Annotated in this window: 12 protein-coding genes; 2 read left to right on the top strand and 10 right to left on the bottom strand. The window is 43.1% G+C overall.

The genetic code is table 11. The features are described from left to right. Positions 1-8 precede the first annotated feature (8 nt). Positions 9-1043, bottom strand: a complete 1035-nt coding sequence (gene desA, locus ACQCT5_RS02210) for a Delta(5) desaturase DesA (RefSeq protein WP_499638563.1) — start codon at positions 1041-1043, stop codon at positions 9-11. Between the two features lie 357 nt (positions 1044-1400). Next, positions 1401-2216, bottom strand: coding sequence for an aminoglycoside adenylyltransferase domain-containing protein (locus ACQCT5_RS02205; protein WP_499638561.1), 816 nt, complete (start codon positions 2214-2216; stop codon positions 1401-1403). Between the two features lie 115 nt (positions 2217-2331). Here ACQCT5_RS02205 and ACQCT5_RS02200 point away from each other — a divergent pair, with 115 nt between their 5' ends. Next, a complete protein-coding gene (locus tag ACQCT5_RS02200) occupies positions 2332-3039 on the top strand; it encodes a metallophosphoesterase family protein (RefSeq protein ID WP_499638559.1) in 708 nt (235 codons plus the stop codon). A gap of 51 nt (positions 3040-3090) precedes the next feature. Here the strand turns inward: ACQCT5_RS02200 and ACQCT5_RS02195 are convergent, their stop codons facing one another. From ACQCT5_RS02195 to ACQCT5_RS02165, 7 genes are all read right to left on the bottom strand, one after another. Further along, a complete protein-coding gene (locus ACQCT5_RS02195; RefSeq protein WP_499638557.1) occupies positions 3091-3918 on the bottom strand; it encodes an STAS domain-containing protein in 828 nt (275 codons plus the stop codon). A 199-nt stretch (positions 3919-4117) separates the two neighbouring features. Continuing rightward, entirely contained in the window at positions 4118-4606 is a 489-nt protein-coding gene (locus ACQCT5_RS02190) for a hypothetical protein (protein ID WP_499638555.1), read from the bottom strand. An 86-nt stretch (positions 4607-4692) separates the two neighbouring features. After that, positions 4693-5109 carry a FosM family fosfomycin resistance protein gene (fosM, locus tag ACQCT5_RS02185; protein WP_499638553.1) on the bottom strand — a complete coding sequence of 139 codons (417 nt, stop codon included), beginning with the start codon at positions 5107-5109 and terminating at the stop codon, positions 4693-4695. A 26-nt stretch (positions 5110-5135) separates the two neighbouring features. Beyond that, positions 5136-5663, bottom strand: a complete 528-nt coding sequence (locus ACQCT5_RS02180; protein ID WP_499638551.1) for a DinB family protein — start codon at positions 5661-5663, stop codon at positions 5136-5138. Between the two features lie 425 nt (positions 5664-6088). After that, positions 6089-6559, bottom strand: a complete 471-nt coding sequence (locus ACQCT5_RS02175; RefSeq protein WP_499638549.1) for an NUDIX domain-containing protein — start codon at positions 6557-6559, stop codon at positions 6089-6091. Continuing rightward, a complete protein-coding gene (locus ACQCT5_RS02170) occupies positions 6556-7179 on the bottom strand; it encodes a histidine phosphatase family protein (RefSeq protein ID WP_499638547.1) in 624 nt (207 codons plus the stop codon). Before ACQCT5_RS02170 ends, ACQCT5_RS02175 begins: the two co-directional genes overlap by 4 nt. Before the next feature lie 80 nt (positions 7180-7259). Further along, complete coding sequence (locus ACQCT5_RS02165; RefSeq protein ID WP_499638545.1) at positions 7260-8096, bottom strand: TetR/AcrR family transcriptional regulator; 837 nt, start codon at positions 8094-8096, stop codon at positions 7260-7262. Positions 8097-8196: 100 nt separating this feature from the next. Here ACQCT5_RS02165 and ACQCT5_RS02160 point away from each other — a divergent pair, with 100 nt between their 5' ends. Further along, positions 8197-11283: an efflux RND transporter permease subunit gene (locus ACQCT5_RS02160; RefSeq protein ID WP_499638543.1), complete on the top strand. Its 3087-nt coding sequence runs from the start codon at positions 8197-8199 to the stop codon at positions 11281-11283. Between the two features lie 85 nt (positions 11284-11368). On the opposite strand, the gene ACQCT5_RS02155 is transcribed toward ACQCT5_RS02160, so the two are convergent. Further along, entirely contained in the window at positions 11369-14806 is a 3438-nt protein-coding gene (locus ACQCT5_RS02155) for a S8 family serine peptidase (protein ID WP_499638541.1), read from the bottom strand. Positions 14807-14825 lie beyond the last annotated feature (19 nt).

Raw genomic sequence — 14825 nt, 5'->3', positions numbered from 1 at the left:
GAAGCATTTTATAGTTCAGGGTTCATTTCTGTGTTCATACTGCGTTTCACCATTTTTCTTGCTTCTCTGAACGTGACAAAGTTCTTTGTCTTTTCATCCCACAGACGGAATTTCAGGGAGCGAAAGCTTGTCGCAAGCGTAATAGTCGGAACATTTTCCAACGGAGGCGTATTCTTGTGCGCCTCTTCAAGCATATAGTTCGGTACTCTCGGGCTTAAATGATGAACATGGTGGAAACCGATGTTCCCAGTCAGGAATTGAAGAAGCTTCGGAAGCTTGTAGAAGGAGCTTCCTTCCACAGCAGCCAGTACATACTCCCATTCTTGATCCGGCTCAAAATAGGAATCCTCGAACGTATGCTGTACATAGAATAGCCAGATACCGATGGATCCTGCTACCATAAAGATTGTTCCGTGTACGATAAGGAATGACTGCCAGCCGATTGCCCAGCAAAGCAATGCAATTACAGCTACGATCAGAACATTCGTCAAGTATAGATTGTTGCGCTCTTTCTTACGGGCGTTTTTTCGATTAAAACGATTTCTCAAAGCGAATACCCAGATAGGTCCAAGTACGAACATGACAAACGGACTGCGATATAAACGATAGCCGATTTTAGTCTTTAATGATGCTGCATTATATTCTTCCACTGTAAGTGTCCAGATGTCGCCAACTCCGCGCTTATCAAGATTACCACTTGTTGCGTGGTGGACAGCGTGATCATGGCCCCATTGCTCATAAGGGAACAAGGTCAATACACCTGTGATGGTCCCGACAACTCGGTTCCATTTGCGGTTTTTAAAGAAAGAGTGATGCGTGCAGTCATGGAAAATGATAAACACGCGTGTCATGAAGCCAGCTGCCAGAACCATCGGAACGAGCGCTAACCAATAAGAAACGGAAAGACTGATATAGGCAAGGTACCATAGTAGAAAGAATGGTCCTAGAGTATTAATGATTTGCCATACACTTTTCATTGTCTGTGATTGTTCAAAGGGAGCCACTTGCTTTTTTAGCGTTTTCGTATTGTTTTGTGTAGTCATATTTTCAAAATCCCTTCTTCTTAATGTTGTTATTTCACATTATAAACAAAGGGGAAAAAAATATTAGTAGCAGGTGTCATATGCAGAGTATGACAAATGTCATGTTGATGGCTGGAAGTGTTGATATAACTGGGATTAGGATCGAAAAGTTTTTTTGAAGACAAGCATGACAGTCGGTGTTCCGCTGTGATTATCAGTTCTGGAGCATGACATTGCCCCCTGTTAGTGCGGGGTGATGGGACATGTTTGAGGACTTCTAGCGATTATTGGAGAGGTTCTAGCGATACTGTTGGGACTTCTAGCGATTCGATAAAATCCCTTTCGTTCGGCAAGGTGACACATTGAAGGAGAAGCATGTTACCTTCTCCCACGCTTGTCATCCAGCGCATTGCATTCCCCTATCACATACTCCATATACGCCAACGCATCAGCACGTCTTTTCCTGATAGATCGATATAAGGATTTCCTTTCTCCTTTTCGCCACCTTATCGCTTCTTGAATGATTTTGTGCCATTTTTGCGGAACGGTTCCAAGGGCATATTCCCCCGCACCCACCTTGGATGTCATGTCCTTTTCCCGGATGGTATAGAACAGTCTTGTCACCCCCAGCACACCCCATTCAATTGATCTAATACTCACAAAGGAACCAAAATAGTTGATGGAAGGAAACCTCTTGCAGCCATCCAGCCAATTTTGCCAGTAAGTATTGATGTTATCCTTCTGATTTTTGAGTACGACATTGAAGTCCACGGAGTAGTCGACCCGCTGACCCTTTATGATGATTCCGTATTTTTTCAATTGAAAAGCATCTATGGAATCTTTGCTGAAGCTTCTATTGCCATTAAACTTTCCTTCTGAAAAATACTGGCTAGGAATGACCCGTTGATTTTCTGCTTCCATTTCTTCCTTCACGATATAATAACCATCCAAAATCGTATTAGAAAACTTTCTCTGCATGTGCTTATGGATATCTTTCATCCTTTGTAATTCATCATCTGTTGGGTGTTGATTGATTAATGCAATAAAATCAATATCACTGAATCCATTTTGGAATGCTCCTAATGATATGGAGCCATATATGTAAAAGTCCTGTAGAAAGCCAGGTAACAATCTATCTATTTCTTCGATCAATTCTTCCACAATCATATTGGTATTTTTAGGAATACTCCTCATAATAAATCCCCCATTTTTCACAATAATTCTATTTTAATGCAAACCTCCAAGCACTTGAATACCCATATTTCAGAAAATTATGATAGAATTTTCTCAAGAAAAGGACGTGATCTAAATGAAACGCATGCTCGCCATCAGTGATATTCATGGTGATATGGACAAATTCGAGAAACTTTTGAAACTAGTAAACTACAATAAAGACAAGGACCAATTGCTTCTACTTGGCGATTATGTAGATCGCGGTCCGAACTCCCGGGCGGTTCTGGACAAGGTGATGGAGCTGACGTCAGAGGGAGCGATCGCCTTGATGGGCAACCACGATAAAATGATGATTGATGCGTTTGAGGATAACGATGACCCTAAGGCATTGAAGAGATGGTTCTATAATGGGGGAATCAAGACCCTCTTGAACTACGGGTACGAAATTGAGAAAGACGATGCAAAGTATTGGTATACGACAGATGAGATGCCAGAGCCGATCGAAACCAATGACGAAATCCGTCCACATATTGAATTCCTCAAAGGGCTTCCTTTCTACCATGAAACCGACACCCATATTTTTGTCCATGCAGGTGTCCATCCGGAGACTCCTATTCACTCGACTGAGCCATATACCCTGGTGTGGATCCGCGAGGAGTTCCATAAGGGCTACAACGGAGAAAAAACGGTGGTCTTCGGTCACACCCCGGTAAAATATTTGCATCAGAAGCCCGAGGTCTATTTTGGCGAAAATAAAATCATTGGAATTGATGGCGGCTGTGCGTATGGAGGCAGGCTTTATTGCTTGGAGGTTGAGGGCTTGCATATTGAATTTGTGGAGTAATGCCCTCAAAATAGCAAAAAGTGGCCCATCCAATGTGGATGGCCACTTCTATTACATCACCAAATATTTCTTCAACGTCTGTTGCAGGGTCCCATGTGTTTCGGCCTGATGGTTGAAGGTCACTCCTAAACGAATCATGTTTCTTACAAGTTCTGCACGCATTCCTGTGATGACTGCCTTGCATCCCATCATCGTTACCCCGCTCAGAATGTTTTCAAAATGGACGATGACATCTTCATCCATTTCGGTCAATCCGGAAAGGTCCATAATCAATGTTTCCAGCTTCAGTTTGGAAATATCCATCAACACTTTTTCCTCAATTGTCTGCATACGGTAGTCATCAACGGCTCCAATCAACGGCAGCACTGCCACAGTAGGGCTGACCGGAATGATAGGAACGGATAGATGCTCGACAAGCTTTCTTTGGGAATTCAACAGCTCATCCTTGTATTCGGAATAGCTGAGGAAAAAATTATTAATGAAAGAGTCTATGGAATCGTTGACCTTTCTTTCCAATTCAAAGAAATCATCTCTGGTGAAAGTGTTACTGTTGAATTTTTCGTACTTATGTAGGAAATGCCACAGCGTACGTCTGATAGCCTGTACCCATTCGAGCTTAAAAGATAGTGTCAAGGAATGCTGCGCCCATAACACTCCTTCAATTCTTGCAAACTCGATCAGCTCTTTCTCTTTCTCTTCCACCACATAGATGACCAGGTTTTGTGCATTCTTCAAAAGGTCAATATTTCCGGTGTTCAAAATATCATTGATTTTGCCCGCTACATTCACCGCTTCGGAAAGCAGCTTTGCTTCGAAATTAGTTTGATTATCTTTAATAAAATTTGTCAGTTCCGAATTACGGTTAAATTTCACCTTCATTTTTATGTACTCTCCTCGCTATTTTTTCTTTTGGAATGAGCTAAAAAATATGAATTAATGTAGTATTTCTATAAAAATCATTCTATTCCTGCTTTTCATTCGACAAAAGCCGCGAATTTAGAACGCTCTTCTCTATCAAGCAATTATATCACTATGAAGATAAATAAAAAAGCAGGCCTGATTTGCTCGGTCTGCTTCATCACTCTATTTTTCTACCTTTTCTCATTATCAAAAATAGAACAAGCGCTACAACCAATCCCCCAAAGAAGAAAATCAGGATCATGGAGAGATCCACCTGTTTCATTCCCTCTTCTTCGAAACTATCACCTTCTACCGTTGCTGCATACTTCCCCTCTCGTTCGGCTTTTAAATAAATTCCTTCTGACTCTTCCACTGCTATCATATCTTCGGGGTTGACTCCTTTGATGGAGTAATACTTTGTTCCACTAGGATAGATATTCGAGAAGTTTCCAGGAAGGCTTTCCATGTCGGAATACTCCGTAACGCTTCCTATTTTCTTCTCCACTTCCACTTCCCCTACACTCTCCTCGCTTACCACATACATGTATCCCTCGTACACTACAAACGGATATGCCCAGGATGTGGCGGATGCTTTACCTGGATAGGAAAGTGCTACAAACAATGTAAAGGAGATAAATAATGCCCATTTAAACCTGCTTCTTTTCATCCTAATTCCTCCTTTTTTCCTTAGACGGAATAGAGAAATAAAAGTTTCGCAGAAGAACGAAGCTGGCGATTCTATATATAGGTTAATCAAAACTCCATATGCATTTTTTCTTGTTTATAGTAATTCAATCTATCCTGCAAAGTCCCTGTATGAAACTCAAACTTATGTCCATCCGGGTCCGTGAAATAAATGGATTGTTTATCTCGCTCATCTCTTGGACGTCCCGACAAGATATTCACATTCCAACGCTTCAGCTTCTCGTACATATCCACAATTTCCGCTTCATCGATCGAAAAAGCTATATGGGTGTATGACTGGCTAATTTCATTGCGAGGTATGTCTTTCTCTTCATTAAGAGCAAGCCACATACCATGGAAATCGAAATAAGCGGTGCTTCTTCCTTTTACGAGCAGCTTCGCATCAAATACTTTTTGGTAGAATTCGATCGACTTTTCCAGATTGGATACGGAGAACAGGAAATGGTTGAGACCTTTTATTGACACTTCAAATCACCTCAAAATCAAGCTTTTCATTTGTTTTTCAATATGCTTAAATAAGCCTCCCACGACCCCACGTCGGTCTGGTATCTCTTCGCCATGACCCGGACGATCTGGCTGATATGGGTCAGGTCATGGACCACCCATGTAGCAAGAAGCTCTCTTAATTTCACTTCCCCGAATTCAGGATGGATGCCTCTTAAGTCTAAAAGCTCATCACTGGTAATCTGCCCTTTCAGCTTGGTCACATTGTTCTCCCGGAGTGAAGAGAATTCCTGTAAAGCTTGTTCAATCGTCTTACTTTCTTGCCCGTTTAGATGTGAAAAGCGGTCAAACGGCGGAAAATGCTTCATCTCTTTATCGTCGAGGATAGACTCCATTCTCGGAATCCAATTTGTTTTATCACATTCAATGAGATGGTCCACCACCTCAGCGGCATTCCAAGTACCTTCCCCTTCGTTGCTTTGCAGCCAGTCACTTGTCAGACCGGAAAGCATCGCTTCAAGCGTTTTTGGGGTCCGTTGGAGTATTTCAATTGCTTCTTTAAGGTTAAAATTCATTGCAAGACGCTCCTCCTCTTCTTTTTATGGACTAATTCCATAATGGAGAGCTGAACTCCTTCTTTCATTGGAACACGACTGCAGGGAAATGAGGTTTTACTTGTGGATAATACACTCATACAAGTGATTTTTCACCGCTTTTGGGGATAATTCGGAATTTTTTGTGGAAAAGCATATGTTTCAAGCTTGGAGGATGGTTGGTTCTGGGGATTCATTTTCACTTATGCACAAACTTGATGGTGATATGCACAATAATTTCAATTTATGCACAATTCCGGGATGCTTACGGTGAAAAATCTCCACTTACGGTGAAAAACACTGCAGATATGCACAAAACTGCTTTATAGCTACGAAAACCGCTGACTCGGATCCGCTCAACAACGAAAATCCTCTACAAAAGAAGCAGCCCCTCAAAGGCTGCTTCCCTATTGAATCTGATTCTTCACTTTGCCCCATAATTCCTTGGTATCCGAATGCGTCAATCGCCCTTCCACTTCTTCCACCTTATAAAATCTCGCTTCCTTTATCTCTTTATCCACAGGCTGGAGCTTGTCTTCATCCCCCAGATATTCCACAAGGAACATCTCTGTTTCCTGTCTTTCAAAGCCGCTTTTTTCGACGATGATTGACGGAAACGGGAAGCAGATTTTCTCCTCCAGATGCCGTACAATTTTAAAATCAGTGGAACCTGTTTCCTCATGCAGCTCTCTCAATAGGGCATCTTCAAGGCTACCATCCTTCTGCTCTATGCCGCCTTTTGGAAAATCCCATTCCCCTTTGTCAGGCCCATCCCAATCCTCTAGTAAACTCGCCATTACTTTATTGACCAGCAGAATTTTCTGTCCCTTATATATGACCGCTCCTACGGCTTTTCGAACACTATCGATCCTTGTCAATGGATGGTTACCTCCCCGCGATGGGATACATCCCCCTCTAAAAGGATATTAATCTGATTGTCAGAGAGTTCTATCACAGTCAAGCAGGTATCATGGATATAGGCGCCTTCCCAGAAATTTTCGAGCTGCAGCTTTTTCATATGTAACAGTAGTGCTTTGATAAAAACGGTGTGGGTGACAATAAGAACATTTCCGTCAGTTTGCTCTTTTTGCAGACGGTCGAGAAAACGCGCAACCCTGCCTTTCAGCTGCTCAAAGTTCTCCCCTGTTTCATTTTTATACAAATGAGGTGTGTTCCAGAAAGCTTGATAGGCCTGTGGATATGCCTCCTTTAGATAGTCGTGGGTCTGGCCCTCCCAATCTCCCATATTGATTTCGCGAAGGTTTTCGTCTTGTAAAATAGCAATCTGCTTTTCTCCAAGTATCAACTCGGCAGTAGCCAATGTACGTTGGCTAGGGCTTGAATAGACCTCAGCAAAATCAATATTCTTCAATCGTTCACCCAAAAGTCGGGCATTCCGCTTCCCGTTCTCTGTCAGCTCCGAGTCTTTCCATCCCTGCAATTTTTTCTCGGTGTTCCAAAGCGTTTCACCGTGCCTTGTGATATAAAGTGTCAGCATTCCAGTTCCTACCTCTCTATTAATAATTATGTAATATTTTACCTTATCCATAAACAAAAAAGATAGCAGGAAAATTCCCGCTATCTTTTTTCCTCATAACTCTCCAGCAGATAGGCAACCCATTTGCACTGGGGCTCCTTCCGTATATTCTCAATCAGACCTTTTACAATGGCTGGACTGAGCGAAGGATTATTCACATGTTCCTTTAACAGCATCAGCGATTCCTTTGCGATTGGCTCCTCCACTTCTGCATTCTTCTGCTCCATCAGCTCCAGGATCTGTTCTTTCGTCATTTCTTTTTGCACTGCAGGCATTTTGAACATTTCTATGAGGTCCTCTGAGATGAAGGGAATGGTAGAATGCTTTGCCAGCACGTTGGTTTTTTCTACCAAGGACCTGGCAAGCAGATCTACATCAAGTTCAAGATTGCAGAAAAGGAACAGCTCGGAATAGATTCGGACGAAGCCCTTTATGCAGTAGATCAGATCATATTTGGTATGATGTATTTCATCGCCATACAGCCGTTCCACCATCATGAGGATGCTCTCATCAAAACGGCTGTCGTAGCTGCGCATTTTCAGGATGACCTCCTCATTCAAGTAGTGTGCAGGCTCCTTCATCAGAACCTTGGCGAAATCGGAATGCTTATAGAAGGACTCCAGCATCGTGTAATAATATTTATATAAAAGTTCTTTTTCATCCACGTTTCTGACTATATGGTCAATCTCCGTTAAAATTTCTATCATAAAGTGGTCAATCAAGCCCAGAATCAGCTCATCCTTCGACTTGAAGGACAAGTAGAAGGCACCCTTGGAAATCCCGCAGCGTTCGGTGATCTGCTGTATAGAAGTGGCTTCGAATCCTTGTTCCGCAAAGAGTTCGAGTGCTTTCTCCATAATCAATTGTTTCTTCATCATATCTTCGCAACTCTCCTATACCATTTTCGTTGACAAATGACTATGTAGTCATTAGTATATGTAATTGAGCTTAACAAGTCAATTAGGGGTAGGTGTAACAGTGAAAGGGTTAGTCAATTTTGTAATTAGAAATAAACTTGCAGTATGGATGCTTACTATTATCATCACCGTATCCGGGATCTATTCCGGAACCAAGATGAAGATGGAGACCATACCGGATATCTCCATCCCATTCCTGATGGTCATGGATGTGTATCCAGGTGCCACTCCGGAAAAAGTGATGAAGGATGTCTCCATGCCTATGGAGCAGGCAGTTGAAAATTTGGAAAATGTGAAATCCGTCTATTCCAATTCCTATTCTAACGTATCAAGTCTGCAAGTGGAATATGATTATGGTATAGATATGGATGAAGCCAAGCGCCAATTGGAATCGGCTTTGGACTCCGTGACATTGCCGGAAGGCGCACAAAAGCCGACCGTAACGGCGATCAGTATGAATATGATGCCGGTTGTCGCACTTAGCGTAAGCAGTGAATCAGAGGATATTGTGGAATTATCTTCTACAGTCGAAGAGGTTCTCCTTCCTAAAATAGAGAAAATTGAAGGTGTCGCTTCGGCTACCATTACCGGTCAGCATATTGAAGAGGTGCAGCTCAGCTATAACCAAGAGAAAATGGCGGAGCTTGGCCTGAAAGAAGATGATGTCAAACAGATGATCCAGGCAAGCGATATGGCTGTATCTCTGGGTCTTTATGAATTTGAAGAAGGCGAAGAAGCTGTGGCAATCGACGGTAAATTCATGACAGCAGATGAATTGAAAGAAATGCTGATCCCTGTCACACCAACTGATGCGAACCAGGTTCCATTTGTGAAGCTTGGTGATATCGCATCCATTGAAGTGATTGGAAAAGTGCAATCCGTTTCCCGTACGAACGGTGCGGATGCGATTGCCATCCAGATCGTAAAAGGCCAGCAGGCCAACACAGTCGATGTGGTCAATGATGTAAAAGAACTGATTGAAGAAGAACAAGATCGAATCGATGGACTTGTTGTCGATGTCACCCTTGACCAAGGGGAGCCAATCGAGAAATCGGTGGCTACCATGGTGGAAAAAGCATTGTTCGGCGGATTGATTGCCGTATTAATCATTCTTTTATTCCTGCGTGATATCAAATCGACAATCATTTCGATTGTTTCCATTCCGGTTTCAATTTTCATGGCATTATTGCTGCTGAACTGGATGGATATCACCTTGAACATTATGACCCTCGGTGCCATTACCGTTGCAATCGGCCGAGTGATCGATGACTCGATTGTAGTAGTGGAAAACATATATCGACGTCTGCATTTAAAAGAAGAGAAATTATCAGGACGTGCACTTGTCCGCGAAGCGACGATTGAAATGTTCAAACCGATTCTATCTTCCACATTAGTAACGGTTGCAGTTTTTGCTCCGCTTATCTTTGTCGGCGGAATGGTCGGAGAGTTGTTCATGCCATTCGCCTTGACGATGACATTCGCCCTTGGTGCGTCGCTGTTTGTGGCGATTACCATCGTTCCTGCATTATCTCACTTCCTTTTCAAGAAAAAGCTATACAGTGAGAAAACGGAAAACAATCATCATAAAGAAGCCGGCAAACTGGCTAAATGGTACAAAGGAATCCTTTCTTGGACCCTTAACCACAAAATCATCACCTCTATCATTTCTGTTCTACTATTGGTTGGAAGCTTGGCCCTTACGCCAATCATCGGCTTCAGCTTCATGGGCAGTGAAGAGGAAAAAGTGATGTATCTGACGTACACACCTGAAGCCGGCGAGCTGATGGAAGATACGTTGGCTAACGTTGAGGTTGTAGAAGAAGAATTGATGAAGCGTGAGGATATCGATATTGTCCAGCTTTCTGTAGCGGAAAGCGGAGATCCGATGTCTGCCATGATGGGCGGAGGCTCGGAAGGCGTATTGATGTATCTGATTTTTGATAAAGACATGGAAAACTTCCCGGAAGCACGCGAAGATGTGGAAGATTATGTGTTCAACATCGGCCAAACCGGCGAATGGAAGAGCCAGAACTTCGCCGCTGCCGGTGGCATGGCATCCAATGAATTGAGCTATACCTTCTATAGTGAAGATCTCGATAAGTTGAATGAAGCAGTAAAAATGGTGGAAGGCGTGATGGCAGAGAACGACGGCTTGAAAGACGTTTCCTCCAGCGCTGAGGATGCCTATGTGGAGCATACCTTCAAAATTGCCCAGGATGAGCTTCTCCAATACGGTCTGACTACCGGACAGCTCGTCATGATGCTTAGTCCGAAGCAGGAAGAAACACTGACAACCGTAGAAAATGACGGTGAATCCATCGAGGTGATCGTTCAGCAGGAAAAGACGGAGCAGCCAAAGTCCATCGAGGATATCCTGGCAACACCGATTCCTACTGCCATGGGCACGACCCTTCCACTTTCCGAGCTTGTGACAGTGGAAGAAGGAACCACGATGAACACCCTTTCCCGCAGTAAAGGTGAGTACCATGCATCTGTTTCAGGCACCATCGTTGGCGACGATATTTCGAAAGCAACCGCAGAAGTCGATGAGGCCTTGGAAGAATTGGATCTGCCAAAAGGTGTGACAATGGAAGTTGCCGGTGTCACAGCAGATATGAATGAAACCTTTACACAACTAGGATTGGCGATGCTCGCTGCTATCGCTATCGTCTACTTCATTCTTGTAGTGACATTCGGTGAAGGTGTCGCACCATTTGCGATCCTGTTCTCCTTGCCGTTTGCTGTAATCGGCGCATTTGTCGGTCTTTTGATCGGCGGGGAAACGATTAGCGTACCGGTTATGATGGGTCTATTGATGCTCATCGGGATTGTCGTAACGAATGCAATCGTTCTTGTCGACCGTATCATCCATATGGAACGTGACGGCATGACAATGCGCGAAGCAATTCTTGAAGCAGGGGTAACCCGTCTTCGTCCAATATTGATGACAGCTATTGCAACAATCGGAGCATTGATTCCACTTGCTATCGGTTCAGGTGGTGGCGGATTGATTTCCAAAGGACTTGGAATCACCGTTATCGGCGGATTGACGAGTTCAACCTTATTGACGTTGATCATCGTACCGATCGTCTATGAAGTATTGTCGAAGATGTTTAAAAAGAATCGTAGAGAGATTCAAGAAAACTGATAGAAATAGAGAATGTGTAAAGCCCAGCAAGGCGGTTGATGCCTTGCTGGGCTTTTTTGTTTACCATAACGGGGTCTGGCCCCTATTAGTGCTTCACTGTCATTTTATATGGTTTGGATGTTAAGCTTAATCCATTTTCGTCTGTTCCTGTCACGGTGACGAAGTAGTCTCCGTTCGGATATTCTGTGTCAGGATACCAGCGCAATCCATAGATGGAATGCTCGTTTTCGATGTTCGCTTCTTCCAGAACATTTCCTTCCGCATCCGAGATTTCAAAATGCCAGTCCAGACGTTTATATCCGAATACTGAAATGGAAGCCGGTTTGTTCTGATTGATGTTGGTGCCTGATACATGCATATAGTTGATGAATGGATCTGCATGGAGAAGCTCTTCATTGCCGAAATAGCTTACTCCTACATTTTGGGCATGATCAATCGCAGATATCATCACGATTTCAGGCTTTACTGCAGCAATGTACTCTTTGGCCCCTGCAGGCAGTGACGTATAACTTCCATTTACCCATAGTATACTTCCAATATAGCCTGTTCCCTCTTCTTTTACATTCCAGGTAATTTTATATTTACCATCCTGCTGCTCCTCTACTTTAATGTCCTTTGCAAGTGGTGCAGTCGCATCCACTTTGATTGGTACCTTGACTTCCTGTGGCTCTGCTCCCTCGAAATCTAGCGTACTTGTAAAGACATAATAGTATTGGCCGTCCGGCAGAATATTTCCTGCATCATCCAATGAATTCCAGAATGGATACTCAAAGCTGTAATAATAGTTTCGGTAGCTCATGATATTTTTTCGGAAAGGATATGGACTTCCATCTTCAGTGAACTCACTAAAGTTCCCGATGGAAGCGACGCTTTTGCCATTCTCATCCTGGATACTGAGTGACATTTCCTTCAAATTGCGTAATGCGGTAAACGATGGGTACGCACCTGAACTGATGGATTCAGATGAAACGCCGATACTATCCTTGTTAAATGTCCCAGTTGACCCGTCATATCCCAATGGTAAATTCAACATTTCGTTCCATAAGACTGTATAGCCAAGGAATGCATCCCCGGTTACAGGGCTTTCGTCCACATTGGAGATGGCACCCCAATCCCCATAGTAGCCCATGAAAGGAATGGTCAGATTCGTCAATTCCTTGACAGAGCTTCCTTTTGGAACAAAACGTACAAACCCTTCTACAAAACGTCCTTCACTCAGCTCTTTTGGAAGTGTGACAGAGATTGTTACCTTATCGTCTCGATGCGGCTTGTATTGGAACTTGCTGTTTCCTTTTTGTTGTTTGCCATTAATTTTTATGACAGCGTCTTCTACTGGAATAGAATTTAAAGTGAGGTACTCCCTTTCAATTCCATCATAGGTTCTTTTCTCTGTTTCATCGGTTAATAAGTCAACATAAATTTCATATTGGTGTTTAGGATGTACAAGGTTTTTAGCTAAAGCATCTACTTCAAGTGTAAAATCAAAAGTTCGATCGATCTCTTTTAATGCAACAGATGCAGCCTCTTCCAACGGAACACCAGCATGCTGCAGCAAGTAAGGCGTATTTAATGCCTGTTCGATTTTCATCAAACCCGAACCCTGTCTTCTTGGTGAATACAGCGCATTTTCTTCTTTTGGATTAGTTAAAAGCTCTGATGTATTCATTAAAGCATTTTTTGCTTTCAACACGGTATCCATGTTCTTCGGGAGATTCCATTCCGTGTAATACTTTTGGAGTAGCAATGCTCCTCCACCAGCAACATGCGGACTGGACATGGAAGTCCCGCTCATTGTTTCGTACTGGTTATTGATGACAGTGGAACTGATTTTTCCTCCTGGTGCAGTGATTTCCGGCTTGAAGCTTAAATCAGTTGGTGAACCAAATGAAGAGAATGTTGACATCGGCTCGGTTGCTGTATTTTGCACCCATAGTCCTTCATCTGATAATTCGACACTTACTTTTTCTCCACTTTGTAAGCGTTCGACGATACGGTTGGATTCCACTTGATCTGTTGTTACCCCTGGAATAAAGTAAGGGCTGAAATATAAATACGAATAGGCAGATAAGCCGCTTGGAGGAATGACGATGACAGCAGCTGCACCTTTTCTGCCTGCTTCATTTTGAATATATGAATAAGTTGCATAGCTTTGTAAAGGTTTTGCAATCGCAATTTTCCCTGTCAAGTCCAGGTCTTTTACATCCGCCGATCTACCTTCTCCAACGTAAACAAGCTCATATTCTTTTGTAGGATCTAAATTTCCGATTAACTTCTTGGAGCTTGGCTGAATTTGATAGCCCAATGTACTCCCATCACTTAAACGTAGGCCGTCCACTTTCATCAAGTCATTTTCAGAAGAAGCTACCTGAAGTGCATATGGCGTCACTCCCGGATCCCCAACCAGACCGATGTCAGGATTTTTTGCTAAAGGAAGCTGAGAGCGTTCCAATAAATTTTGCTTTGTGCTATATGCCGCATTTCCGGCTGCAGCGACTACCAATACTCCGTTTTCTGTTGCAAATTGAATCGCTCGTTGAATTGGATCATTTGCATCCACCTTACCAGCTTCCGATCCCAAGCTTAAGTTAATGACATCCGCACCAACCTCTACAGCATGGTAGATTCCTGCTGCAATGTCATCATCGTAGGCATAGCCAGCTGTATCAGAGAATACTTTTTCAGCGATCAATTGTACATCAGGCGCTACCCCAACCGCCTTTTTTTGAGATTCTTCAAAGGCACCAACAATTCCGGCTACATGTGTCCCATGGGAATCCTTGGATGGAATGACATCATTGTCTTTATCCGCCCAGTCATAGCCGGTAGGGACCTTATCCGAATACCAGGTATCATTGATTTCTGTAGTATCCAATAATGATTGGATGTTATCTTCTGTAAGCTTCGCATTCTTTTTCCCATTTTCCGATAAAGTCATGGCTTCATGGCGGTAATCGATTCCTGAGTCGACAACTGCAACTACCATTCCGTCCCCGCGATAATTGTATTTCGTCCAGACATTCATCGCTTCGACGAGTTCTTTACTATTGACGACGGTTTGTTCATAGGTTTTGGCAATACGGACATCCTTGACGCCATTTAATGCCTTCACCTTTTCCACTTCCTCAAGTGTCGACTCCATACTGAATCCATAAAATCCTTCCGTGTATGTATGCCTTACTTTGGATGAGATATTTCTGGCTTTGGAAAGATTGTTTTTCACTTCCTCTATCTGTGTTTCTGGAAGTGATTTCGCCTTCTCGTTCACCTCTACTTCAACTACTAATCTTACTTTCTCATTCGGATTGAAACTGGATGGTTTCTCTCCATATAACGGATCATTGCCAAGTTGTTCAGTGAACATGTCAAAAACATTTTGGACTTGTGCATCTTTCTGTAATGATTGCGGTTGGATTGCTCCCTTTTCCGGAAGCTGAAAACCTGCACTCGCCGGTGATGCTGCTCCATTTAGAAGCAGGACACCTGCAAATAAACCTGAGAAAATCTTTTTCGTCTTACCCTTCATCTTCGCGCCCTCCCCCTAA

It is taken from the genome of Sutcliffiella halmapala, from assembly GCF_050107295.1.
GTDB classification, from domain to species: Bacteria; Bacillota; Bacilli; order Bacillales; family Bacillaceae_I; genus Sutcliffiella_A; species Sutcliffiella_A halmapala_A.
This window is presented reverse-complemented; position numbering and strand designations above follow the sequence as displayed.

Coding starts and splice junctions, on each gene's coding strand:
- desA (WP_499638563.1), bottom strand. CDS start 1,043: ATGACTACACAAAACAATACGAAAACGCTAAAAAAGCAAGTGGCTCCC.
- ACQCT5_RS02205 (WP_499638561.1), bottom strand. CDS start 2,216: ATGAGGAGTATTCCTAAAAATACCAATATGATTGTGGAAGAATTGATC.
- ACQCT5_RS02200 (WP_499638559.1), top strand. CDS start 2,332: ATGAAACGCATGCTCGCCATCAGTGATATTCATGGTGATATGGACAAA.
- ACQCT5_RS02195 (WP_499638557.1), bottom strand. CDS start 3,918: ATGAAGGTGAAATTTAACCGTAATTCGGAACTGACAAATTTTATTAAA.
- ACQCT5_RS02190 (WP_499638555.1), bottom strand. CDS start 4,606: ATGAAAAGAAGCAGGTTTAAATGGGCATTATTTATCTCCTTTACATTG.
- ACQCT5_RS02180 (WP_499638551.1), bottom strand. CDS start 5,663: ATGAATTTTAACCTTAAAGAAGCAATTGAAATACTCCAACGGACCCCA.
- ACQCT5_RS02170 (WP_499638547.1), bottom strand. CDS start 7,179: ATGCTGACACTTTATATCACAAGGCACGGTGAAACGCTTTGGAACACC.
- ACQCT5_RS02165 (WP_499638545.1), bottom strand. CDS start 8,096: ATGATGAAGAAACAATTGATTATGGAGAAAGCACTCGAACTCTTTGCG.
- ACQCT5_RS02155 (WP_499638541.1), bottom strand. CDS start 14,806: ATGAAGGGTAAGACGAAAAAGATTTTCTCAGGTTTATTTGCAGGTGTC.